The sequence below is a fragment of the Cytophaga aurantiaca DSM 3654 genome, from assembly GCF_000379725.1.
GTDB classification, from domain to species: domain Bacteria; phylum Bacteroidota; class Bacteroidia; order Cytophagales; family Cytophagaceae; genus Cytophaga; species Cytophaga aurantiaca.
Window position 1 is genome coordinate 162,787 of sequence record NZ_KB903662.1, and the last position, 24,218, is coordinate 187,004.

General features: G+C 36.9%; 19 protein-coding genes. 12 read left to right on the forward strand and 7 right to left on the reverse strand.

Features of this window, described 5'->3' with window-relative positions:
* Positions 1–43 precede the first annotated feature (43 nt).
* The 5 genes from A3EE_RS0115280 (at position 44) to A3EE_RS0115300 (ending at position 3,515) form a co-directional block, all read left to right on the forward strand.
* Complete coding sequence (locus A3EE_RS0115280; protein ID WP_018344314.1) at positions 44–1,156, forward strand: lipase family protein; 1,113 nt, start codon at positions 44–46, stop codon at positions 1,154–1,156.
* Between the two features lie 133 nt (positions 1,157–1,289).
* Positions 1,290–1,610 (forward strand): ArsR/SmtB family transcription factor, encoded by a 321-nt coding sequence (locus tag A3EE_RS0115285; RefSeq protein ID WP_018344315.1) that lies wholly within the window; start codon positions 1,290–1,292, stop codon positions 1,608–1,610.
* Positions 1,607–2,110 carry an SRPBCC family protein gene (locus A3EE_RS0115290; RefSeq protein ID WP_018344316.1) on the forward strand — a complete coding sequence of 168 codons (504 nt, stop codon included), beginning with the start codon at positions 1,607–1,609 and terminating at the stop codon, positions 2,108–2,110. Before A3EE_RS0115285 ends, A3EE_RS0115290 begins: the two co-directional genes overlap by 4 nt.
* 30 nt (positions 2,111–2,140) lie before the next feature.
* Positions 2,141–2,521 (forward strand): DoxX family protein, encoded by a 381-nt coding sequence (locus A3EE_RS0115295; protein WP_026209807.1) that lies wholly within the window; start codon positions 2,141–2,143, stop codon positions 2,519–2,521.
* Between the two features lie 28 nt (positions 2,522–2,549).
* Positions 2,550–3,515 (forward strand): SRPBCC domain-containing protein, encoded by a 966-nt coding sequence (locus A3EE_RS0115300; RefSeq protein WP_018344318.1) that lies wholly within the window; start codon positions 2,550–2,552, stop codon positions 3,513–3,515.
* 58 nt (positions 3,516–3,573) lie between these two features.
* Here the strand turns inward: A3EE_RS0115300 and A3EE_RS0115305 are convergent, their stop codons facing one another.
* On the reverse strand, positions 3,574–3,996 hold the full coding sequence (locus A3EE_RS0115305; RefSeq protein ID WP_018344319.1) for a c-type cytochrome: 423 nt from the start codon (positions 3,994–3,996) through the stop codon (positions 3,574–3,576).
* A 64-nt stretch (positions 3,997–4,060) separates the two neighbouring features.
* The gene (locus A3EE_RS0115310; protein ID WP_018344320.1) at positions 4,061–5,338 is read right to left on the reverse strand and encodes a PQQ-dependent sugar dehydrogenase; all 1,278 of its coding nucleotides are present in this window, start codon (positions 5,336–5,338) and stop codon (positions 4,061–4,063) included.
* Positions 5,339–5,519: 181 nt separating this feature from the next.
* Here A3EE_RS0115310 and A3EE_RS0115315 point away from each other — a divergent pair, with 181 nt between their 5' ends.
* From A3EE_RS0115315 to A3EE_RS0115325, 3 genes are all read left to right on the forward strand, one after another.
* On the forward strand, positions 5,520–7,568 hold the full coding sequence (locus A3EE_RS0115315; RefSeq protein ID WP_157447053.1) for a TonB-dependent receptor: 2,049 nt from the start codon (positions 5,520–5,522) through the stop codon (positions 7,566–7,568).
* 8 nt (positions 7,569–7,576) lie between these two features.
* Complete coding sequence (locus A3EE_RS0115320; RefSeq protein WP_018344322.1) at positions 7,577–8,431, forward strand: hypothetical protein; 855 nt, start codon at positions 7,577–7,579, stop codon at positions 8,429–8,431.
* A gap of 99 nt (positions 8,432–8,530) precedes the next feature.
* Complete coding sequence (locus A3EE_RS0115325) at positions 8,531–10,873, forward strand: transglycosylase domain-containing protein (protein WP_018344323.1); 2,343 nt, start codon at positions 8,531–8,533, stop codon at positions 10,871–10,873.
* A gap of 477 nt (positions 10,874–11,350) precedes the next feature.
* Here A3EE_RS0115325 and A3EE_RS0115335 read toward each other — a convergent pair whose 3' ends face one another.
* From A3EE_RS0115335 to A3EE_RS0115355, 5 genes are all read right to left on the reverse strand, one after another.
* The gene (locus tag A3EE_RS0115335; RefSeq protein ID WP_018344325.1) at positions 11,351–14,452 is read right to left on the reverse strand and encodes an efflux RND transporter permease subunit; all 3,102 of its coding nucleotides are present in this window, start codon (positions 14,450–14,452) and stop codon (positions 11,351–11,353) included.
* A 3-nt stretch (positions 14,453–14,455) separates the two neighbouring features.
* A complete protein-coding gene (locus A3EE_RS0115340) occupies positions 14,456–15,535 on the reverse strand; it encodes an efflux RND transporter periplasmic adaptor subunit (RefSeq protein WP_018344326.1) in 1,080 nt (359 codons plus the stop codon).
* 2 nt (positions 15,536–15,537) lie between these two features.
* Positions 15,538–16,782, reverse strand: coding sequence for a TolC family protein (locus A3EE_RS0115345; RefSeq protein WP_157447054.1), 1,245 nt, complete (start codon positions 16,780–16,782; stop codon positions 15,538–15,540).
* Positions 16,783–16,861: 79 nt separating this feature from the next.
* Positions 16,862–18,226, reverse strand: a complete 1,365-nt coding sequence (locus A3EE_RS0115350; RefSeq protein ID WP_018344328.1) for a sensor histidine kinase — start codon at positions 18,224–18,226, stop codon at positions 16,862–16,864.
* Between the two features lie 3 nt (positions 18,227–18,229).
* On the reverse strand, positions 18,230–18,913 hold the full coding sequence (locus A3EE_RS0115355) for a response regulator transcription factor (protein WP_018344329.1): 684 nt from the start codon (positions 18,911–18,913) through the stop codon (positions 18,230–18,232).
* A 221-nt stretch (positions 18,914–19,134) separates the two neighbouring features.
* Between A3EE_RS0115355 and A3EE_RS0115360 the strand changes: the two genes are divergently transcribed.
* The 4 genes from A3EE_RS0115360 (at position 19,135) to A3EE_RS0115375 (ending at position 24,206) form a co-directional block, all read left to right on the forward strand.
* The gene (locus A3EE_RS0115360; RefSeq protein ID WP_157447055.1) at positions 19,135–19,566 is read left to right on the forward strand and encodes a hypothetical protein; all 432 of its coding nucleotides are present in this window, start codon (positions 19,135–19,137) and stop codon (positions 19,564–19,566) included.
* A gap of 250 nt (positions 19,567–19,816) precedes the next feature.
* A complete protein-coding gene (lysS, locus tag A3EE_RS0115365; protein ID WP_018344331.1) occupies positions 19,817–21,544 on the forward strand; it encodes a lysine--tRNA ligase in 1,728 nt (575 codons plus the stop codon).
* 258 nt (positions 21,545–21,802) lie between these two features.
* Positions 21,803–23,122, forward strand: coding sequence for a TolC family protein (locus tag A3EE_RS0115370; RefSeq protein ID WP_018344332.1), 1,320 nt, complete (start codon positions 21,803–21,805; stop codon positions 23,120–23,122).
* Positions 23,123–23,141: 19 nt separating this feature from the next.
* Positions 23,142–24,206, forward strand: a complete 1,065-nt coding sequence (locus A3EE_RS0115375) for an efflux RND transporter periplasmic adaptor subunit (protein WP_018344333.1) — start codon at positions 23,142–23,144, stop codon at positions 24,204–24,206.
* Positions 24,207–24,218 lie beyond the last annotated feature (12 nt).

The window sequence follows — 24,218 nt, forward strand, 5'->3', positions numbered from 1 at the left end:
CATAATATCTAAGGGTATTTTATTAATTCATCTGTTACATAGTATGAGAACATCTATCTTCATTCTTTTTTTAGCGAGTACATTTTTAGTATCCAATAATATAAAAGCCCAGGAGTTAAAACCGGGTTTTAGCAAAGAAGAATACATCGAAACATTAAAGATCAATTACAAAGCGCATATAGCAGTTAATAAATGGATGGATCATACAGGGGTTTCAGATCCCCAGGATTTTAATTTTGTCTATCGTTCACCGCTTGTTGCGTTTGATAATATCTGGGATCTGTGGAAGCACAAAAGTAAATCCATTGCATTGATCGCTGTGCAGGGAAGTGTTCAAACAGACGCAAGTTTTCTTGCAAACCTATACGCAGCTATGATTCCTGCAAAAGGTACATTGCAGCTTGATAAAGATTTTTCTTTTACGTACAATCTTGCTGACAATCCAAATGCTGCTGTTCATGTAGGCTGGTTTGTAGCCATGGCATATATGTCAAAAACAATTGTTCCTAAAATTGATTCCTGTTACAAAGCAGGTGTTAAAGATTTTATATTGACCGGGCATAGTCAGGGTGGAGGCATTACATTTTTATTGAATTCCTATTTAGAAAATTTGAAAAAACAAGGTAAGCTTCCTGCTGACATTCGCTTTAAAACTTACTGCAGTGCCGGACCTAAGCCTGGTAATCTGGCCTATGCATATGAATATGAAAACATGACTGCAGGCGGCTGGGCATACAATGTAGTCAATACCGCAGATTGGGTTCCGGATGTCCCGTTCTCTGTGCAAACAGTAAATGATTTCACAGCAGTTAATCCCTTTCGTGGTGCAAAAAAAGCAATCAAAAGAATGGGCTTCCCGCAAAATATTGCTTTGAAGCACATCTATAATAAGATGAGTAAACCAAGTTTGCGTGCGCAGAAAAATTACCAGAAGTATTTGGGAAAGATGGTTTCACATGCTGTAGAAAACCAAATCCCGAATTTCATTACACCGGAATATTACAACAGTAATTATTATGTGCGCACAGGCAACACGATCATTTTGTTTCCCGACGAAGCATATTATAACGTATACAGCAATGATTCAACGAATCCGAATATCTGGACACACCATTTCCCTGAACCGTATATGATGCTTGCGGAGAAACTTAAGTAACACCTATTAATCTTAACCCCCTTTTTTTAGCTATGGGAGGTTTTTTTTAAAATAAATCGAAATAAATTTGCGCAACTAAATGGTTGCGTATATATTTGCAATTGATTGGTTGCGCAACTAAAGAAATTAAAAAATGAAAAGAGATGTATTTCAGGCCATAGCCGACCCTACACGAAGAGCTATTATATTACTTATAGCATTTCAGGCGATGACTCCAAATGCCATTGCGGAACACTTTGACACAAGCAGGCAAGCGGTTTCCAAGCATCTTCAAATCTTAACAGAATGCCAGCTTGTAAAACAAGAGCAATCCGGCAGAGAAATTTACTATACGCTTGATGGTACCAAAATGAAAGAAATCGACAAATGGCTCGAACAATTCAAGAAGATTTGGGAAAGCCGCTTTAATGAACTGGATAAAGTATTATTGAAACTTAAAAGCACAAAAAAATGAAACATATTTTAGAAAATGATTTTATTGTTGACAAGGTAAATAATAAGATCACAATCAAAAGAGAATTTGCAGCAAATCAGGATCTGGTTTGGGATGCATTTACAAAAAAAGAAATCCTGGATCAGTGGTGGGCACCCAAGCCATGGCAAACAAAAACAAAATCAATGAATCTGAAAAGCGGAGGAACCTGGCTATATGCAATGGTTAGTCCGGATGGAGACGAACATTGGGCTTATATAGAATATATTCTTGTTGAACCAACAACACGTTTCACAGGAAAGGATGCTTTCTCCGATTCAGACGGAAACATAAATAAGAATATGCCCCGATCAAAATGGGAAGTAACCTTTACAGGCAAAGGAGAAACGACTCATGTTGAATTACACATTTCCTATGATGATCTGGCGCAGCTGGAAGCAACAATTCAAATGGGCTTCAAAGAAGGTATCACAATGACATTAGATTATTTGAATGAATTATTACCTTCATTAAAAAAATAAAAACTAAACTATAACTAAACTATACAGATCATGAAAAACAAAATTTTATTTGTCCTATGCTTACTTGTTGGATTGTTATTTATTAACGGAGGTCTGAACAAGTTTTTTAATTACATGCCTGCACCGAAAGATATGCCGGAAGATATGGTAAAGATTATGACCGCATTTATGACGATCACCTGGCTGATGCCGTTGGTAGCGACTGCGGAACTTATCGGTGGTGTACTTTTCATTATTCCAAAATACAGAGCTCTTGGCGCGATCATTCTTTTTCCGATAACAATCGGAATCGTCTTGCTGCATAGTATAAACGCTCCAGATATGTTGCCAATGGCGCTTGTAATATTTGCAATCATTCTTTGGGCGATCTATGAAAACCGTGCTAAGTATCTGCCAATGATAGAAAAATAATCTATAGAGTTTCATTTGAACAATTGACATGAAAAATATTGAAAATATGCAGATTGAAAAAGATCTGCCAAATAAAAAACTTATTGTTACACGCTTGTTTGATGCAGAGCCTGGACTTGTTTGGAGAACATGGACAGAATCAGAATTGCTTGATCTGTGGTGGGCACCGAAGCCCTACAAAGCTCAAACAAAAGCAATGAACTTTAAGGAAGGTGGTACCTGGTTGTATGCAATGGTTGGTCCGGATGGCTCCAAGCACTGGTGTAAAGCAAACTACAGCAAGATTGATCCGATTAAAAGCTATCAGGTAGACGATTGTTTTTGTGATGAGAACGGAACGCCTAATCCGGATTTTCCAAGTACGCACTGGACAAATTCATTTTATAAAACGGAAACAGGAACCAAAGTTGTTATAGAACTTTCTTATAAGACTATTGAAGACCTTGAAAAAATAGTTGAGTTAGGCTTTGAAGTTGGTTTTACAGCTGCACTTACAAATCTGGAAGAGTATTTACGTGCACAGTTTCAATTGCGTAAGGAGATGAAAACATCTAATAAGGTACGTGTTACGTCGTATCTGAATTTTCCGGGTAATACAGAAGACGCATTCATCTTTTATCAAAAGGTATTTAAAGGAACCTTTACAGGTTATGGCTTACAGAGATTCGAAGATGTCACTATGCCGGAAGGTGCGCCGCCGATGGATGCAGCAACAAAAAAACTGATCCTTCATGCGGAGCTTACGATCCTAGGTGGGTATGTATTGATGGCCACAGATGCTCCGGAGAGTATGGGCTTCAAGCTGGATCATGGTAATAATATGCACATCAATCTGGAGCCGGAATCAAGAGAAGAAACAAAAAGATTGTTTGATGAATTGTCTGAAGGTGGCAAAATTACAATGCCTTTAGAAGATATGTTTTTTGGAGCATACTATGGCAGCTGTACAGATAAGTATGGTATTAACTGGATGCTGCATTTCCAAACTGCTTAATAAGGAGATGGCTGTAGAATACTACCTACGAGGTTTTTTTTAACCTCGTAGGTAGTATTTATTTTGCTGCTCGAACGGTCTGTACTTCTGCAGTCGTTATCGCTGAAGCTTTATTTCCGAAATTCGAACGCACGTATGTCAATACGTTTGCGATCTCCACATCCGTTAAAAATGCATGCGAAGGCATGGGATTCCGATACGTTTGTCCGTTGACGTTGATCGGCGTATTTAATCCTTTTAATACAATGTTTATCAATCGATTTTTATCCCCCAGCACCCATTCTGTTTTTACAATCGGTGGATTTAATCCCGGAACGCCATACCCATCTGCCTGATGGCATGTTAAACAATAGGTTTCGTAAACAACTTTTCCGGGATGTACACCGGTAATTATGTTTGAAGAAACTGTTTCAGCATTCAGACTTTGATAACTAATTATAAGAATAAGGCAAGTTGTTATAACTATTAACGATTTATACATATTCGTTTTTTTTAATCCTGAAAATCTTTGAATCCTTTAATCCTGATTCAGACAAAAGGAATAATTATTTATTTACGTAAATGATTCTATAAATCGTTCCTGCTACCGAATCTGAAATATACAACGAACCGTCCGGGCCTTCTGCAAGTCCCATCGGGCGGTGTTTCGCATCATTCGGACTTGTTATTTCTTTTCCTCCCGCAAAACCTTCTGCAAAGACTTCCCACGTTCCTGTTGGCTTACCATCTTTCATTGGAACAAATGCAACAAAATAACCACCTTGCTTTAACGGTGCGCGGTTCCATGATCCGTGGAAGGCAATGAAAACACCATGCTTATATTTCTCCGGAAACATATTTCCATGATAGAATAACAGATCGTTCGGAGCCCAGTGTCCGGGGAAAGCAATAATGGGCTTAGGCATGGTATCGCAGCGACCGGTGATCTTGCTGTCTCCACCATATTCCGGAGATAATAATTTTTTATTCTGTAAATGATCGAAATAACAATATGGCCAGCCGTACGAAGTTCCTTTAGTAATTTGAAACAACTCTTCGGAAGGAAGTTCTGCATTTTGTTCGTTGCTGTAAAATTCCGGATACAATGTATTTAATTGATCGCGGCCATGTGGTAAGGCATACAAATGTTTGGTTAAAATATCCCAGTCCATTGCTACGCAGTTACGTAAGCCTGATGCATAGCGTATTCCATCGGATTGTTTTTGATTCAGTTTGTTCGCATCAAATTGCCAGATGCCGCCATAGGTTTCTAACAGCGGACATGGATCCATTCCTTTTGAACCTTTTGTTCGATCTACTTCCTGACAGGCATTGGATGGTGCACCGATGTTTACATACAATTTTCCATCCGGAGCAATCACAATATTCTTTGATCCATGCTGAGGATTGTAGGGAAGTCCGTTGACAATAGTATCTAATTTTGATGCATCAATGCCCGTTGCAGTTAGCGGAAATCTGTATACAACCGAATCGGAAGAAGCGTATAAATAATTTTTATAGAGTGCAATACCTGTTCCGGTGAAATCGCCGAAAGAATTTATGATGTCTGCTCTGCCGTCGCCATCAGTGTCTTTTAGTACCACAATCCCTTTTCCATCGATATTGTATTCATTCATTCGAACATAGATCGTTCCGTTGGAATCAACGGTGATATGTCTGGCGCGGCCTAAGGAGGGAACTATCGTTATCACATCAAAACCTTTCTGGACAATAATCGTTTTTTTTGCATCTGGTTTTAAAGACTGCGCAGCGTTTGGTAACGCATAGAGCATCAGGTATAACGAGAATATTCTGAATCCGATGGAATAGATTGTTTTTGTCATGTTGGATGAAGGATATTTTATGGATGAAGATACAATTTGAAAGCACAATAATGAATTTTAATACGAAGAAATTTATTCAATATTATGAGTAAATATCTGTGTTTTAGTCTGTGGAACATAATCCAAATGCATTGTAAATTAATTGAATGTGACCGTTATTTTTTTTGTATTTTTAGATTCTATGTCCCAATTCAAAAAAAATATTTTCTTTTTTATTTTTTGTCTGCTATGTAGCACCATGCCTGCTGTTGCACAGGTGGATACGTCTTTTGATGTTCCGGCCAGAGAGATTGTTGTTGTCGGTTATTCGTTACAGAAATCTCCGGCATCGGTTGATACAATTCAGCCAATGTTGCATCAGCCTTCTTTTACATTGGTATCCGGACTGAATACCTTGCCCGGTGTGCGTATGGAAGAGCGTTCTCCCGGAAGTTATCGTTTGTCTATCCGTGGAAGTTTGCTGCGTTCGCCATTTGGTGTTCGGAATATTAAGATCTATATCGATGATTATTTTCCGTTAACAGATGCGGGTGGAAATACGTATCTAAATGCCCTGGATCCTTCTGGTATCCGAAGTATAGAGATCTGGCGTGGTCCATACGGCAGTTTGTATGGTGCAAATACAGGAGGGGTGGTTCGCATTCGAACGTATGAGCCGCAGGATACAAACAATGTAAAGGTTTCCGTAGATGGAGGTTCGTATGGTTTGTTTCATCAAACATTACGTATTCAAAGAAAAGTTAAAAAACATTTTTTTACATTGAATCAAGGATATCAGCAATCAGATGGGTATCGCGACCAAAGTGCACTTAAGCGACAATATTATCAGGCATCTTATCATATCAACTATCATAAAGCATTGCAATTAAAGGCACTTGCATTTTATTCGGATCTGTATTATCAAACTCCCGGAGGCTTAACGTTGCAGGAATATCAATCCAATCCCCGGGCAGCTCGTCCGGCTGCAGGTTCGATGCCTGGAGCTGTACAACAGAATACGTATGTTCAAAATAAAATGATCTATGGCGGTATTGCACATGAAGCACGACTGGCAAAACATTGGCGTCACGTGATTTCAATTTTTGGAACACAGAATAATTTTGTAAATCCTGCAATTGCTACTTACGAAATTCGTAAAGAGGCTACATACGGAACACGTACGTATATTGAAACATCCAGAGCAAAATCTTATAAGTGCATATGGAATTGGAATCTTGGACTTGAATGGCAAAAGACACATTCCGACATTTCAAATTATCGGAACAATGCAGGGAATAAGGATACGTTGCAAATGCAAACGGATCTGAATGCGCGACAGTATTTTTTGTTCACGCAGTTTTCTTCTACTATTTTGAACAGACTTATTGTTGAAGCCGGTTTAAGTTTAAATAATTATAGATATACATATCTCTCCGCAAGCATAGATCAAGCTCAGAAGACTCACCAGTTCAAAGTTCAGCTTCTGCCTCGCATAGCATTAACGTATAAGATCCGTGAACAGTTGTTTTGGCGCGCATCTATAAGTAAAGGTTATTCTTCACCTACTGTTGCTGAGATTCGTCCGAATGACAATCTTGTTCATGAAGATCTTCAACCCGAATATGGATGGAATTATGAAACAGGTTTACGTTTTCAGAATAAACGATTGCAGGCAGATGCTGCCGTTTTTTATTATGAACTGAAGCATGCAATTGTAAGCCGCAGCGATGTAAGCGGCGTACAGTATTTTGTAAATTCCGGAGGTACAAAGCAGCCTGGCTTGGAAACGAAACTGTCGTACCAATTAATAAAGAAACGTGCGCAGGGAATTGTTCGTGCGCTGGAATTGAAAAACAGTTTTACCTGGTATGTATTTTCATTTAAGAATTATACTATGAATGTGGCTGATTATTCAGGCAATAGGGTAACAGGTGTACCTCGTACAACTGTTGTATCCAGTATGTATATTGAATTTTTGAAATCACTGTATCTATATATTCAATACAATCATACCTCAAAAATTCCTTTGAACGATGCAAATACAGCGTATGCTTCCGCATATCATTTGTTACAGGCAAAAGCAGGATGGAATATTCAAATGAAAAAAAACACGTTGAATGTATATATTGGTGCAGACAATTTATTAAACGAACAGTATAGTTTGGGAAATGATTTGAATGCGTTTGGCGGAAGGTATTATAATGCAGCAGCACTTCGAAATTTTTATGCGGGGGTAGCGTATCAGTTTTGAAATGATAAATGATAATAAAAAATATTTTGAAAAATAATTGTGTAATGGGCATGTCGAAGAGATATTTAATATTGGGTGTTTTTATTTGGGTAATTTTTTCAGGCTTCACCGATCCTGAATTTCCTGTATTACCAAGGCTTAAATCTGTTTTAGAATATAAAGAATGGGCAAATACAAATGGTAATTATGAAAAAAGTAAATGGTTGAAAACTAAAACGGAATATTATTTAAATGGAATGATAAAGTCAGAACTTCATCTTAATTCAAAAGGAGATAGTACAGCATTGATTATACATAATTTGAATAAAGATTCTTTTATTTTTGAAGATGAAAACTATAAAAAATCTATGGCAACAAAGCTTAGAGAAGAAACATATTTTTATAAAAACAATCAAAATTTGCCTTATATGGTAAGGATTGGTGGTGGTAACTATAAATATTATTATACATATGACAGTGATCAAAGAATTATTGAGATGAAATATATTGCTAAAAAGTATGATAATTATGAAACAACGACATATACCTATGACACTTCAGGTTTGCTGATTCATCAATATAAAAATATATTTTTGGGTACAATAAATACGATATATGAGTATGAATATAGATATACAAAAAATGAAAATAATATAATTGTAAAACGAGAAATGTTTTCTGTGCCTAGAATATCTATAAAAAAAGAAATACTTATAAATGAAAAGGGTGAACAGATATCTAAATATTTTGCAGATCCAATAGCAGATAAAGTATGTTTTGAAACTATATTTTTTAATGAAAAAGGAGAACGTCTTAAGAAGGAAACATATAATGAAAAAGGTAATGTAGATTTTATCTATACCTATGTATATCAATATTATTAAAAGTTGAATAGTTTTTAATTTACATTAACAAGATAAATTTGTATCTTAAGTAAGAGAGGAAATAATACTCTGAATTACTTAAAACTTACAACAGCTTATATGAATCGTTTTTTTAAATGGGTAGGCAGCATATTGAAAACCATTTTTGTGCGCCCGTTTGCCTGGTACTTTAGTTTAAAAACAGGGAAAAAGATCTGGGTGGGTTTACTTTCTTTTGTATTGTTGTGCATAACAGTTGCGCTTCTTCCTGTACTTTTATTTTACAGTGTGTCTACGGGCATGATTGGTAAAATGCCCAGCGATGAAGATTTGCTTGCTATTAAAAATTATCAGGCTTCTGAAGTCTATTCATCAGATAGTATTTTATTAGGACGATATTTTGTCCAAAACCGCTCGGATGCAACCTACGATGAAGTAACGCATTATTTATTTGATGCCATTATTGCTACTGAAGATGCACGTTTTTATCAGCACAAAGGAGTAGATACAAAAAGTTTACTGAGAGTGATTTTCAAATCTGTATTGCTTGGGAAGAACACAGGCGGCGGCAGTACGATCACGCAACAGCTTGCTAAAAATATTTTCGGCCGAAAAAAGTACGGATGGCTTACGATGCCTGTAATTAAAATCCGTGAAGCAATTATTGCCAATCAACTGGAGCGCTTGTATTCCAAAAAAGAAATTTTGATGCTGTATGTAAATACAGTTTCTTTTGGCGAAGATACATACGGTGTTACTACAGCATCGCAACGGTTCTTTAATAAAACACCGGATAAACTTGCGTTGGAGGAAGCTGCTGTGTTGGCAGGAGCATTAAAATCTCCTACCTATTACAATCCACGTACAAAACCTGAAAATGCGCTGGCTCGGAGAAATGTGGTATTAACTCAATTGAAAAAATATAAATACATCACAGCAGAAGAATTTACTGAATCAAGCCATAGGCCTTTGCTTCTTCGATATACCAAGCTGGATAATAGTGATGGCGCAGCACCATACTTCAGAGAATATGTAAGAAAAGAAGTAGAGAAAATACTAATGACTTACAAGAAGGCGGATGGCTCTGCATATAGCATCTATACAGACGGATTGCAGATTTATACTACCATTCATTCTCGTATACAACAGTATGCAGAAGACGCAGCAGTAAGTCAATTGAAACGTATTCAGCCCTTATTAGATCGGGATCTGAAACAGCAGGCGTTTTTCAAAATTCATAAAAAAATAGTGTCTCAGGAAATTCAAGCATCGAATCGATATAAAGCACTCGAGGCAAATGGACTTTCAGAAAAGGAAATTCTTTTAAATTTTCAGAAGCAGGATAGTCTGCAGATAAATACATTAAACGGTCCAAAGAATTTATACATTTCTCCGATGGATTCTGTAAAGCTTATGCTAAGCAGTTTACAGGCTGGCGTATTGGTTGTTGATCCGCATACAGGTGGAGTGTTGGCCTGGGTTGGCGGAGCAAATTTTAAGCAGGTTCAGTACGATCATATTTTAGCTCAACGACAAGCAGGTTCTGTTTTTAAACCGATTGTGTATGCACAGGCGTTACGATCCGGTGTGCAGCCTTGTGATTTTATTGCCAATCAGGAAATAACCTATACGCAGTATGATGACTGGACTCCTGAAAATTCAAGCGAACGCGAGAATGGTCGGTATTCCATGGCGGGTGCTTTGGCAAATTCCATCAACACCATCAGTGTAAATCTCTGTATGCAATCCGGAATTTCAAATGTGATTGCGTTGGCCAGATCGTTGGGTATTGAAAGTCCATTACCTGCCAAACCTTCTATTGCGCTTGGTACAGCAGAGATGAGTTTGTGGGAATTGACAGGTGCCTACACCGCTTTTGCAAACAATGGCAATAAAGCAACATTGAGATTTATAACCTCGATCGTTAATGAGAAAGGTGAAGAGATTATGAAAACAAAATCATCCTATAAAAACATCTTCACTGCCGAGCAGGCACATACCTTAACAAATATGTTGTGTAATGTGGCTGATAAAGGCACAGCACATGAATTACGCGATGTTTATGGATTAAGAGGAGCAATTGCTGCAAAGACGGGAACCACACAGGATCACAAAGATGGCTGGTTTATGGGATATACTTCAGGCTTATTAGCAGGTGTGTGGGTTGGTGCAGATAATCCGGCGATTCATTTCAGCGGAATGAATCAGGGGAGAGGTGCTGCTACAGCGATGCCCATTTGGGCAGGCTTATACAGACGTATTGCAGCGGATCCCCAGTTAAGATATCTTGTGACAAAATCCTTTCCGTATCCGAATGATATAACATGTGAAATGTATAAGGATGATACATTCATTCAGAAAATATTTCAACGGAAGAATAAAAAGAACAACGATAGTGGTTTGGATGAAAAGAATACAAGTCGTGTAAAGAAAAATAAAAAGGAGAGAAAGAAGGATAAATAAAATAAGTATTGAATAGGAAAGGCGTTGAAGTGATTTACTTCAACGCCTTTCCTATTTTTTTATCCCCCCGACAAATATTATGGTTTGTGTAATCTTATGCATTTAAATATGAATTGCATTCATTGAAAATTGTTTTTTTTAGACGAGACCCCAGCGGGGTCTCATGTTTATAGCACGTTATATCATAATCGTTTTTACGCACAATACCGAAGGTATTTTATCAGAAAATAATACCTTCGGTATTGTGCGTATTTTATTTTAATCTGAGATTCTATAAACATATGACCCCGACTGGGGTCATAACCCAGTTTTGGCAGTATCCGCTTTATGCAATGAATTTATTTTTAGTGTGTTTTTAATAACAGTATTTTTAAAAAGTGGTCGGAGGAATGTTGTTAACCACAAGTGGTCAGACGGCTTTTTTGTCCGTCCGACCACTTTGTATTTTAGAATAAATGACTCTTAATTTAATTGAAATTAATCGATCTCAATATTTTTGTTTCTATTGAAGATCCAGAAGATGATTGGAAAAACTAGTAACGTCAATACAGTTGCAGTGATCAGTCCGCCTATAATTACAATGGCTAAAGGCTTTTGAGATTCGGATCCAATTCCTGTACTCAAGGCTGCCGGCATCAATCCGATCGATGCCATTAAAGCTGTCATCACAACCGGACGTGTACGTACTTTGACAGCTTCCATGATAGAAGTATCTAAAGACATTTTTAAAGCAAGGTTGGCATGAAATTCTGAAATCAGGATCACACCATTTTGTATACAAATACCAAACAGAGCAATAAACCCAACGCCGCCGGATATCCCGAAGTTTGTGCCTGTAACATACAGTGCTATGATGCCGCCTATGATAGCAAAAGGTACGTTTACCAGTACCAATAAAGAATCTTTTATGTTACCAAATAAAATGAACAGTAAAACAAAAATGCCTATTAAACTCAATGGCACCATTTCACCTAAGCGGGCAGTTGCACGAACCTGATTCTCGAATTCACCTGTCCATCCAATGTTATAGCCTTGAGGAAGTTCGATCGTTTGTTTTATTTTTTTCTGTGCTTCTGCAATCGTACTTCCCAAATCGCGATCGCGTACAGAGAATTTAACACCAATGAATCGTTTTGTATTGTCTCTGTAAATAAATGCAGGCCCGGTAATTTTTTTGATCGTAGCAATTTCCTTCAATGGAATTTTATTTCCATGCAGAGTCGGTACTTTTAGGTTGCTGATATCCTGTTCATTTTTACGATATTCTTTTTGATAACGTACCCGGATATCAAATTTTTTCTCCCCTTCGTATTTCTGTGTTGCCGTTTTACCGCCAAAGGCCATTTCCAGTACTGCTTGTGCGTCGGCTACACGTACACCATAAGCCGCCATTTTTTCTCTGTCAAGAATAACGCTTACTTCCGGTTGTCCGATGTTTCTTAATATACCTACATCTTTGATACCTTCAATATTTTCAATCTGCTTCAATACTTTATTGGCGATCTCATCCAGTTTGTCCAGATCGTCGCCATATATTTTTACAGCATTGGATGCATTGATGCCGGCAACACTTTCGGCAACGTTATCAATGATTGGCTGCGAGTAGTTATAGCCGATTCCTTGATATTTTGAAAGAGAGTCATCCATTTCGCGCACCAGATCATCCATGGAGATCTTTCGTTTCCAATCATCTTTGTACTTTAAATTCACCTGCATCTGGACATAATAGAAGCCACTAGGATCGGTACCGTCATTGCTTCGGCCAACCTGGCTCAATACGCCATTTACTTCAGGGAATTTCTGCAGTTCTTTTCGTAACAATGCTGTTTGCTTAACTGTTTCCGGTAAGCTCTGGCTCATCGGAAATTTTGCTTCAACCCACAAGGCACCTTCATTGAGCTGAGGTAAAAACTCTGTTCCTAAAAAACGCGCTGAAAAGAATGTAACAACGATCACAGCAATTGTAACAGTTACAGTAATACGTTTATTCTTGAACGTCCAGTTAAAACCTTTTTCTACTATCCGATTCCAGAAATTTACAAATGGATTATTTTTCTCCCGTACATTTTTATTCAATAGTAAATGACATAAAACCGGTACAAGAGTAAGAGTGAAAATAAGCGCACCCATTAATGCAAAGCCTAGAGTATAGGCTAAGGGGGAAAACATTTTCCCTTCTACTTTTTGAAATGCGAAGATGGGTAGTAGGGCAGTGATGATGATCAGTTTTGAGAAGAAGATGGATTTTCCTAAATGCGTACCGGTCTTTTTAATCACGCCACCAATAGCAAGCTTGTTGTATTTCTCCATCCCGTTTTTATGGGCAATGTGATCGAGGGTTACAAATATGCCTTCAACCATTACCACGGCACCATCTATAATGATACCAAAGTCTACCGCACCCAGTGATAGCAGGTTGGCACTCATGCCCATTAATTTAAGGCAAAGGAATGCGAAGAGTAAAGAGAGTGGTATGATGATCGAAACGGTAAGGGTTGTGCGCCAATCCGCCATAAATAAAAACACAATAACTGTTACAAATAATATACCTTCCAGCATATTGTGCATAACGGTAGTCGTCGTGTAGTTCATTAAATTATCGCGATCGTAAAACGTTTCCATTTTTACATCTGCAGGTAAGATGCGATCATTTAATTCTGCTATTTTATCTTTTACACGGTGTAATACTTCCTTCGGATTTTCTCCTTTACGCATTACAACAATACCTTCAACTACATCGTCGTTTTCATTTAAGCCTACTTGACCCACACGTGGCATGGAGCTTTCGTGAATGTCTGCAACGTTCTTAACTAAGATTGGATTGTCGCCGGTTTCATCAATAATTATGTTTTCAATATCACTGATGCTGCCGATCAAACCTACACCGCGAACGACATACGCTTGTCCGTTTTTTTCAATAACATCGCCACCAATGTTTATGTTACTTTGGTTTACGGCTTCAAATACACGCAATGGGGTAATGTCGTATTTTGAAAGCCTGCTTGGATCAACATTTATTTCATATGTTTTTTCCTGTCCGCCGAAAGCTACAAGATCTGCCACACCCGGTACAGACCGAAGCTGTCGATCAATTACCCAGTTTTGTATCGTTAACAGATCGCGGGAATCCCGTTTATCACTTTTTAATGTATATCTGAAAACTTCACCTGTAGGTCCATACGGCGGCTGTACATCCGGAGATACGCCATCAGGCAATGAAACATTTCGTAATTGGTTGTTTACTTGTTGTCTTGCAAAAAAATCTTCAACGTCGTCATCAAAGATGATTTTGATAACAGATAAACCAAACATGGTAATACTTCTGACACTTGTCTTTTTCTGCACCGAGTTCATGGAGATCTCTATCGGTGTTGTAACAAAGCGTTCGATCTCTTCAGCACTACGGCCGTTCCATTCTGTAACAATAATGATCTGCGTGTTGGTTACATCCGGGAACGCTTCAATAGGCATGTTTTTAAATGCTATGACTCCTGAAATAACCAATACACCGATCCAGAAAAACGTGAACGGTTTATGAACTAAAGAAAAGGCGATGATATTTTTGATAAACTTGTTCATTGCTTAATCATTTAGTGCATCGTAGATCAATAATTGATTTTCAGTGATTACTTTTTCTCCGATTTCAATACCCGAAGAAATGTAGGTAATGTCGCCCACTTGTCTGAAAAATTCTACCTGTCTTGTTTCAATATTATTTCTGTCTTTGAAGATGAGAACGAAGCTTTTACTCTTATCGAAAATCACAGCGCTGGAAGGTACTGCGATCATCGTGTCTGGCTCGAAATAGGATAAATTAATTGTTGCACGCATTTCAGGTTTCAATAGATAATCGTGGTTCTCTAATTTTATCAATACTTTCATTGCTTTCGTTTCCGGGTCAATGATGTTGAAGATTTTATCTACCTTTCCGTAGAATTTTTTATCCGGATAGCTTAACGTACTTACGGCAGCGTCAATTCCTAATTTTACCAGATTGATATCGCTTTCGTTTACATTTGCAATTGCCCACACGTTATCAATTTCTGCAATATCAAAAATGTTATCGCTTCGGTCGTTACGTAACAACATGTTTTGATTTATTTTCTTCTGAATAATAAATCCATCTAAAGGAGAACGAACATCAAATGTTGCTCCGTCTTTTATATTATAGATGTTGTATGTTTCCTGAATACGGTGCAACTGCGATTGAGCCTTGTCCAACTGGCTTTTTGCTTCAAGTACTTCACGTTCCGTACTTAGTTTTCCTTCGTATAGTTCCTGCGCTACCTTTACATTATTTTTAGCAACAACAACATCGTTCTTCGCATCTTCTAATTCTTTTTCAAATCCAGCAACTTCAGTGCTTCGGATGCTGGCAAGCAGTTGACCTTTTTTTACATAGTCACCTAATTCTACATATACCTTTGTTACGTTCCCACCTACAATAGGAAACACCTCGATCATTTTATTATTATCGGCAGTTATTTTTCCATAGAAACTCAGTTCCATTTTTAATGGAAGTTCTTTAGCAAATTCTGTTTTTGTTGAAGCATACATTTTATCACTTAAAACGAATGTTTCTTTGAATTCTTCTGCAGGTTTTTCGCTTTTGCAAGCAGCGGCACATGCTGTAATAAGAAGAGATATGATTAACGGGCGCATACTTAGAAAATTTCTTTGTTTGTTATATAGTTCAAGCGAATACTTGCCATGATCCATGATTTTTTTACTTCACTCACATAAATATGTGTTTGATTAAAGCTTTCCATAAAATCGGTAAACTCCAGCAACGAAATATTTCTTCGTTCGAAATTGTGCAGCATACCAACATAGACAATGTCCATGTTTTCACTTACAGATTTGTTGATCGTTTCTAATTGATTTTTTTGATGCAGCCACAATCTCCACAACATATCTACTTTGCTTTCCAGCTGCATGCGTTCATATTCTTTATGCACACTTGCCTGCCTGGCTTGTGCAGTTGCAAGCTGAATATTTCCCCTGTTTTTATTCCATAAGGGAAGAGGTATACCTAATGTAAAATCGATTTGATTTTGAAATGCTCCACCACGCTGATCATACGCTACGCCGGCTGTTAAGTCCGGCACAGCAAGAGACTTTTGCCATTTCAGATAAATCTCCTGACTTTGGGAAACTTTCAATGCTGTTAGGTATTCTAAGTTGTTTGCTAACGCAACAGTTACTAAACTATCTTTTGTAATGGTTTTATTTTCATACTTCAAGATCAGTTGTTCTTCATTTACAAGCGGAATGATCGGTTCAAGTATTCCCGTAATAAGTGCAATGGTTTGTTGCTCCTCAATAATATTGGCATCCAGTATATTTTTTTCTTTTTTTAGATTCAATACCAACGACTGAAGACGAACAACATCCTTTAGCGGCACGTTTCCTTTCTCAGCCTGAATTTCATAGTTGCTAAGCAACGTGTCCAACTTATTAATCTGACCTTCGATAGTCGCAGCTTTTTCTTGGTCGTAGTAAATTGTGTAGAAAGTTTGCGCCAGTTCGAATCGTAAGTTTCGGATTAGTTGTTCAAATTGCAGTTCTGCAATTGCTACGTTCGTTTTTGCAAAATCTACTTCGTTTCTTTTTTTACCACCCATATAAATGAGTTGTTGAATGGAAGCTGCTTTTTGACCGGCAGTTCCCATATCAAAAAAGTTCTTGTCTTGCGGGTTATAGGCATTCGCTTCAACAAGCAAATACGGTTGATCCCATATTTTAGCTTGAATGACCGCAGCCTGTGATGCCGAGATATTGTATTGTTCTGCAATCAGGAGCAGGTTATTCTTTTGCATTTGCTGCTCGGCTTCAGCAAGCGTTGTGGGCTTCTGAGCTATAGCAATCATGCAATTCACGAACAACAAAAAGAAAGCTGAATACTTCATTTTGGTTATGAGTTATTAATTGGACGTAAATATGTAATAAGGGTCTTTAATACACCTTAAGTTCGACCTTAAAAATACCTTAAAGCGGAAAAGTAATGCTGAAAATGTTGATGTTAGAGTCGATTGCCTGATAGCTTATTGCGGCATTGTGTTGTGCTAAAATTCGTTGTACAATTTTTAGTCCCAAACCCAAACCGGATTTATTTTTTGAGTTTTCACCTCGCATGAACGACTCAAATAAATTTACCTGCTCGTTCTCAAGCACCGTCTGTCCGGTATTTGAGAACGATGCAATCAATGTATGTTCGGCAGAAGTAATAGTAATAGAAACTGTTTTATTGTCGGAGTATTTGTAAGCGTTTTTGATCAGATTGGTAAAGGCAATCTCAAGCAATGATTTATTGCCTTTGATCTCTAATGTATTGTCTTCTGAATCTGAATGTATAATATCCAGTTGCAATTTAATATCCGGATATACAACGCTTAATTTTTCTGCAGACTCAAATATCAATTCGTCTATGCGGCAGAGTTCGTTTCCAACCGAAGTAGAACTTTCGATTTTGGAAAGTAGTAGGAGAGAGGATATCAGATCGGATATCTGATTGACATCTGTTAAAATATTTTTTAAATAAGCATTTTCAATGCCTGCTGCATCGGTGTCGATGATCTTATTTTCAACCTGAGACATGATACGTGCTATAGGTGTACGCAATTCATGCGAGGCATGTGCAGTAAATTCTTTTTGTTTTTGATAAGAGATATCGATTCGTTGCAGCATTTGATTGAATTCATTTGCCAACAGGTCAATTTCGTCTTTTTTATTTTTTACCGGAATTCGTGTATTTAAATTGTTCTCGTTAATACCTTTGAGTGTTTGATAAAAAACATCTACCGGCAATAATAAGCGTTGAACTACATAGGTTGTAATGAACCAGCAGAGGACTGTAAAAACAACATACGTACCTATTAAGATATATAACAAATATTTTAGCTTTCTCTTTCCTACTGTATCTGATGCGGAGATCAACGCATAATAATCACGGGCATTGGTGTCATCATAAAAAATCCCAAAGACTTCCTGTTCTTGTTCTTTTCTATAAAAATGTTTGTGGGTTTTTAAATAGGTAAGATCTGTTTTGTCCCATTGAATCTTTGTGTCATCCAGACTGCTGTATATCAGATTCGAATTGGAATCAAAAATCAAAACCTTTTCATTGTATAATTTATGAATGCTGTTCTGGTCAATGATCTTTAATAAATGCTGATCAATTTCTTCCACTTCAACCAAAAGCTTTATCGTTGAAACTGCTTTTTCTTCAAGGCGTGTTTCAAATTCTTCCTGTCTGAAATCTGCAAATAAAATATAGACTACTGTTCCCGAGATCGCAAAGATTCCCGTGAAAAGGAGCGAAACAATAAACGATATTTTATTTTTTAAATTCATATTCTATACTTCTACTTTTAAGTAATAGCCGTAACCTACTTTTGTATGAATTAATTTTACTTCGTGGTTTTTATCTATTTTTTTGCGTAAAAAATTAATATAAACTTCTATCGTATTTTGATTTGTTTCAATGTGATAATCCCAGAGATCGTCTGCTATTTTATTTTTGGATATCACTTTGCCATCTGCTTGTGCAAGCAAGGTCAAGAGTTTAAACTCTTTTGGACTCAAATTAATTTCTGTTTCATTGCGGAAGACTTTCATTTCTGATACATTGATCACCAGATCTGCAATGGATATTTCTGTATTTTTTGATTGCGGAATTTCTTTTCGTCTCAGCAGTGATTTTATACGCACCAGCATTTCATCGAAATGGAATGGTTTAACTAAATAGTCATCCGCACCATTATTAAATGCAGTTACTTTGTCGTCTACTTCACTGAATGCAGTAAGCATAAGAATTGGAACCATGGTATCCGTTTCTCTTAAGTTCTTGCAGACTTCCAATCCGTTTATGCCCGGCACATTGATATCTAAGATCACCAGGTCTGGCTTGTTCAATTTGAATTGCTTTAATACCAGCGAACCATCGTAGACACAATTACATTCAAAATCATGTTTGCTAAGGAAGTTTTTAATTTCCTTAGAGAGAATGGGATCGTCTTCTAAGATAAGTATGTTGGACATACTGGATAAGTCAATATAGTTAGCGGATTAAAAGTACCTAAATATACATTATATTCTATGGATATTTCAAAATGCCAGTTTATAGCTATTTTCGAATGTCGTTTATTGATGATTCTTCAATTCAAAACGAATTTTCTGTGTCTATAGATATTCAGGAGAAAAAAACCATTAGAATAAAATAAAGATTATATTTCCGAAATAAAATTAAAATGTATCAGATTATGAAACACCTATTAATAATAACGCTATTATGTTTTATTAGCTTTAACCTATTTGCTCAAAATAAAGTATTAAAAGATGTTGCTGAAACACAAGAGATGTCAAAAAAAATTGTGCAACTTTTTAAAGAAGATAAAATTTCTAAACTTTTTTCAGAAATGAAGCCTTATTGGCCTATGCCTCAAAATGAAATGGATGTCACGGAACAGAAAACAATAAGCCAACTTAATTTAATTAAAGATAGATTTGGAAAAGCTTTTGGTTATACCAAGGTTAAAAATGAAGTCATTGGAGATTTTGCAATTAGAGAAACATATATTGTTCAATATGAAAACTCAGCAATCAGAGTCATTCTAACGTATTATAAAAATGAGTCAGGCTGGATTATTAATGCGTTTAAATGGGATGATTCTTTTCCGTTGGAATTTCGCTAATGTTTTTTCGCGTCGCATTTATACAGAAAGGATGTTAATTCTTGTCCTTTCTGTATATCTATAAAGCTTCTGAAGCTAATATTTTTTCTTTTTCTAAATTAAAATCAGCTCAACCGTATTTATTAGATTTATAAAGTGGATTGGAATGTTTTGCAACTATCTCATTTTTAATTCATTCACTTGCATTAATCAAAATTCATATTTCCCTTAAAAATGCTTAATTTTAAGATTCTATTATAATACGAAAGACATGCAATTGAGTGAACAAGAGCTGGTACGTCGCCAGGAACGTGAAGAGTTATTGAAAATGGGTATAGAACCGTACCCTGCTGAACTTTTTCCTATTAATGTTTCAACAAAAGATATTCATCAGAATTACGAAAAGACGAAGACAGATTATAAAGATATTTCCATTGCCGGTCGTGTGATGAGCCGCCGTATCATGGGGAATGCATCTTTCGTTGAGATACAGGATTCAAGCGGAAGAATTCAGGCATACTTCAGAAGAGATGACCTTTGTCCGGATGAAGACAAAACGCTATACAATACCGTATTTAAAAAATTAGTTGGTATTGGAGACATTATTGGTATTCAGGGCTACGTGTTTACAACACAAACCGGTGAAATTACGATACATGTTACTTCATTTAAAATATTAACTAAAGCACTGCGTCCATTGCCAATGCCTAAAGAGGCGGTTGATGAAAACGGAGAGAAAAAAATATTTGATGCATTCACCGATCCGGAACAACGTTACCGTATGCGTTACGTGGATCTGATCGTAAACCCGCATGTGCGTGAAGCATTCATCAAACGTACACGTTTGGTGAACACGATGCGCGACTATTTGAACAACAAAGGATATTTAGAAGTAGAGACTCCGATCCTGCAACCTTTGTATGGTGGTGCAGCAGCACGTCCGTTCAAGACACACCACAACACATTAGACATGCCGTTGTATTTGCGTATCGCAAATGAATTGTATCTGAAACGTTTGATCGTTGGTGGTTTTGATGGAGTATATGAATTCTCAAAAGATTTCCGTAACGAAGGTATGTCTCGTTTCCACAATCCGGAATTTACACAAGTAGAATTGTATGTTGCATACAAAGATTACTACTGGATGATGGATCTGGTAGAAGAAATGGTAGAAAAAGTTGCTATTGCATTACACGGAACTACAGAAGTACAGGTTGGTCAGAACACGATCAGCTTCCAGAGACCATGGAAACGTTTCACCATGTTTGAAGCAATCGAACATTATACAGGCATTAACATTGGTGAAATGGATGAAACGCAATTGCGTGCAACGTGTAAGTCATTGAATGTAGATGTAGACGATTCAATGGGTAAAGGTAAATTGATTGATGAGATCTTTGGTGCGAAGTGTGAGCCTTTATTGATACAGCCTACATTCATTACAGATTATCCGGTTGAGATGTCGCCGTTGGCGAAGAAGCATAGAGATAAGCCAGGTCTGGTTGAACGTTTTGAAGCAATTTGCAACGGTAAAGAAATATGTAATTCATTCTCTGAATTGAACGATCCGATCGATCAACGTCAGCGTTTTGAAGAGCAATTGGAATTGGGCAAACGCGGCGATAGCGAAAGTATGGTATTGGACGAAGATTTTCTTCGTGCACTTGAATACGGTATGCCGCCTACAGCGGGCCTTGGTATTGGTATAGATCGTTTGGCAATGGTTATGACGAACTCTGCATCCATTCAGGATGTATTGTTCTTCCCGCAAATGAGACCGGAAGTAGGTTCAGGAGGAACTTCTTCAAATGGCTTTGAAGGCGTTGATATCCGTGAAGAACTCGTTCCGTTGATCGAGAAGTTAGGTATCTCCAGCGTGGAACAACTTAAAAAAGCAAACCCGAATAAATTGTTTAACGACTTATGCGGCTTACGTAAAAAAATGAAACTTGAGATTGCAAATCCTACAGCCGATGAAGTGAAGGGCTGGCTGAACTAGTGGTCAGTAGACAATAAAAAGGAATTAAAAAGCGAAAGGCTTCAGATAGATATCTGAAGCCTTTCGCTTTTTAATTCCTGTAAAATATAATTAATTTTTATCGACTATGTATGTAAGCCTCTCTTTACATAGTACTCTTAAATTTATAGTTTTCATTTCTATCGTATAGAACCTAGTAACTAATTTTTTCCTATGTAACTCTTGTTACAAACTTTGGCAATCGGGTAGTATACTTTTGTATGGTAAAACAAATATACTATGTCAAAGAAATATTTATTACTTGTCTTATTGCTTGTACAGATGAGCGACATTTTGGCTCAACAGCGACCTGTTGAGCCTCTTCAATTAGCTGACGCGCTAGCCGATGCTTTAGAATACAATCAATCTATTGCTCAGGCTTCATTAGACCAAGATATTGCCAAGTCGCAATATGGTTCGAGTACAGCAGCATTTCTACCTCAAGTAAATCTATCCTATACCTCAACGCTTACCAATAACCCATTAATGGTCTTTGGTAATAAGATGGTGCAAGGAGTTGTTACTCAAAATGATTTTAATCCAGTGTTATTAAATAACCCTAGTGATTATCAAAATCATAATGCCATGGTTTCGATCGTTCAGCCAATTTTAAATCCTGATATTTTATTTCAACGCAGAGCTGCTCAAATGCAACAAGAAGTGTATGGCTTTAAAAAAGAACATACGAAGGCTTATGTAAGCTTTGAAGTTAAGAAAACATATTACCAATTGCTGTTGAATTATAATGCATTAGGAGTGTTGCAAAATGTTTTAAAAACTACCGAAGAAGCATATAAAACAGTCTCCAATTTTTACCAACAAGGTTTGGTATCGAAGGCAGATGTTTTAAATGCACAGGTCTTTAAATCAAGCATTGAAAGTCAGCTTCTAGAAACACAGAACTCTATCGATGGGCTTTCGGATCAATTAAGCTTATTAATGAATAAAGAACCTAAAACAAATTATACTGTTCAAGTTGATAGCAGTTATACAACTACATTGGATTTAAATTCTTTTCAATACAATGAAAAACGTGCAGATTTTATGGCATACAACAAAGCTGTTGAATCCTATAATAAAATGATACAGGCTAGCAAATTCGGAATCAGTCCGCGTTTAAATGCATTTGGAAATTATCAAGCCAACTCCAACACATTTGGATTTGGCAATGGGTCATACTTTATCGGTTTGCAAGTTTCTATGGATGTATTTAAAGGCTTAACCAATTATCATCAGGTTGCTACTCAAACCTATCAACGAAATAAAATGATGCTGGAATTGAAAACGCAGCAGATACAAACACAAGTAGATATTGAAAAATCTAAACGTGACTTACATGATATACAGTTGCGTATGCAGCAAACCAATACCTCCATTGAGCAAGCTAAAGAAGCATTGAAGCTTACCCAGGAAAGGTATAATGAGGGATTGGTAAAGACAACAGATTTACTTACGAGTCAAAATTTGCTTGCTCAACAGGAACTAGCACTTTCCAAACTTTACTTTGAATACAATGTCACGATTTCTTATCTGACATTCTTAACCAATCAAAATCAATAATTTCTTAACTACATACGAAATGAAAAAGATATTTTATTTGGCACTTTCATTAAGCATTCTATTTGCCTCTTGCCATTCACCAGAAAGTCCGCAAGCAACAAATGTGACGGCAGTACCTGTAACAATTTCAACTGTTATATCTAATAGTCAACACGTGCTAAGCTTATCTGGAAAAGTTGAATCAACAAATTCAGCAACCATTAGTACCCGTATGATGGGCTATGTTGAGCAAGTGTTGGTTGATGTTGGAGACAATGTTAAAAAGGGACAATTATTGGTTCGGATAAATAGTGCTGAATTAACGGCGAAGAAAGCTCAAGTAGATGCTATGATTGCTGAAACGAGTGCTGCATTAAAAAGTGCTCAAAAAGATGTTGATCGCTTCACTCGCTTACACGATCAAAAAAGTGCAACCGATAAAGAATATGAACAAGTTATGTTGCAATTCGAATCCATTAAAGCAAAAAACGAAGCTGCTATTCAAATGCGTAACGAAGTAGAAGCAATGCAACAATTTACATCCATCAAAGCACCATACGATGGACAAATTACACAGAAAATTACCCATGTTGGTGATCTAGCAAACCCTGGAATGCCTTTATTAATGATGGAGCAGCAAGGTGCATTATCTATTGTTACCATGATTCCGGAAAAAAATAGAATGTCTGTAAAAGAAGGAACTAAAGCACTTATTGAAATAATTTCTACTCATCAAACTTTTGAAACAGAAATAGAAAATGTGAGTTTGTCTTCAACAAATTCCGGTGGACAATATATCGCTAAACTTTCTATACCGGCAGCTTTTTCTAAAAGTGTATTTCCTGGCATGTATAGTATAATAACATTAAATAATGCAGAGACTGCCGAAGCAGGATTGTTTGTGCCAACAAAATGTATAATTCAAAAAGATCAATTAGCAGGAGTATATGTGTATTCAAATCATAAGGCGTATTTGCGTTGGTTGAAAATAGGAGAAGAGAAAGAAGAATATACAGAAGTGTTGACTGGTGTTAAGGTAAACGATACCATTATACTTTCAAGTGAAGCACCTTTGTTAAATGGTTCAATTGTACAAATCAAATAAGAAACAATCATG

Bases quoted from the DNA above. Each gene is read 5' to 3' on its own strand.
- A3EE_RS0115280 (WP_018344314.1), top strand. From the start codon at position 44: ATGAGAACATCTATCTTCATTCTTTTTTTAGCGAGTACATTTTTAGTA.
- A3EE_RS0115285 (WP_018344315.1), top strand. From the start codon at position 1,290: ATGAAAAGAGATGTATTTCAGGCCATAGCCGACCCTACACGAAGAGCT.
- A3EE_RS0115290 (WP_018344316.1), top strand. From the start codon at position 1,607: ATGAAACATATTTTAGAAAATGATTTTATTGTTGACAAGGTAAATAAT.
- A3EE_RS0115295 (WP_026209807.1), top strand. From the start codon at position 2,141: ATGAAAAACAAAATTTTATTTGTCCTATGCTTACTTGTTGGATTGTTA.
- A3EE_RS0115300 (WP_018344318.1), top strand. From the start codon at position 2,550: ATGAAAAATATTGAAAATATGCAGATTGAAAAAGATCTGCCAAATAAA.
- A3EE_RS0115305 (WP_018344319.1), bottom strand. From the start codon at position 3,996: ATGTATAAATCGTTAATAGTTATAACAACTTGCCTTATTCTTATAATT.
- A3EE_RS0115310 (WP_018344320.1), bottom strand. From the start codon at position 5,338: ATGACAAAAACAATCTATTCCATCGGATTCAGAATATTCTCGTTATAC.
- A3EE_RS0115315 (WP_157447053.1), top strand. From the start codon at position 5,520: ATGTCCCAATTCAAAAAAAATATTTTCTTTTTTATTTTTTGTCTGCTA.
- A3EE_RS0115320 (WP_018344322.1), top strand. From the start codon at position 7,577: ATGATAATAAAAAATATTTTGAAAAATAATTGTGTAATGGGCATGTCG.
- A3EE_RS0115325 (WP_018344323.1), top strand. From the start codon at position 8,531: ATGAATCGTTTTTTTAAATGGGTAGGCAGCATATTGAAAACCATTTTT.
- A3EE_RS0115335 (WP_018344325.1), bottom strand. From the start codon at position 14,452: ATGAACAAGTTTATCAAAAATATCATCGCCTTTTCTTTAGTTCATAAA.
- A3EE_RS0115340 (WP_018344326.1), bottom strand. From the start codon at position 15,535: ATGCGCCCGTTAATCATATCTCTTCTTATTACAGCATGTGCCGCTGCT.
- A3EE_RS0115345 (WP_157447054.1), bottom strand. From the start codon at position 16,782: ATGAAGTATTCAGCTTTCTTTTTGTTGTTCGTGAATTGCATGATTGCT.
- A3EE_RS0115350 (WP_018344328.1), bottom strand. From the start codon at position 18,226: ATGAATTTAAAAAATAAAATATCGTTTATTGTTTCGCTCCTTTTCACG.
- A3EE_RS0115355 (WP_018344329.1), bottom strand. From the start codon at position 18,913: ATGTCCAACATACTTATCTTAGAAGACGATCCCATTCTCTCTAAGGAA.
- A3EE_RS0115360 (WP_157447055.1), top strand. From the start codon at position 19,135: ATGAAACACCTATTAATAATAACGCTATTATGTTTTATTAGCTTTAAC.
- lysS (WP_018344331.1), top strand. From the start codon at position 19,817: ATGCAATTGAGTGAACAAGAGCTGGTACGTCGCCAGGAACGTGAAGAG.
- A3EE_RS0115370 (WP_018344332.1), top strand. From the start codon at position 21,803: ATGTCAAAGAAATATTTATTACTTGTCTTATTGCTTGTACAGATGAGC.
- A3EE_RS0115375 (WP_018344333.1), top strand. From the start codon at position 23,142: ATGAAAAAGATATTTTATTTGGCACTTTCATTAAGCATTCTATTTGCC.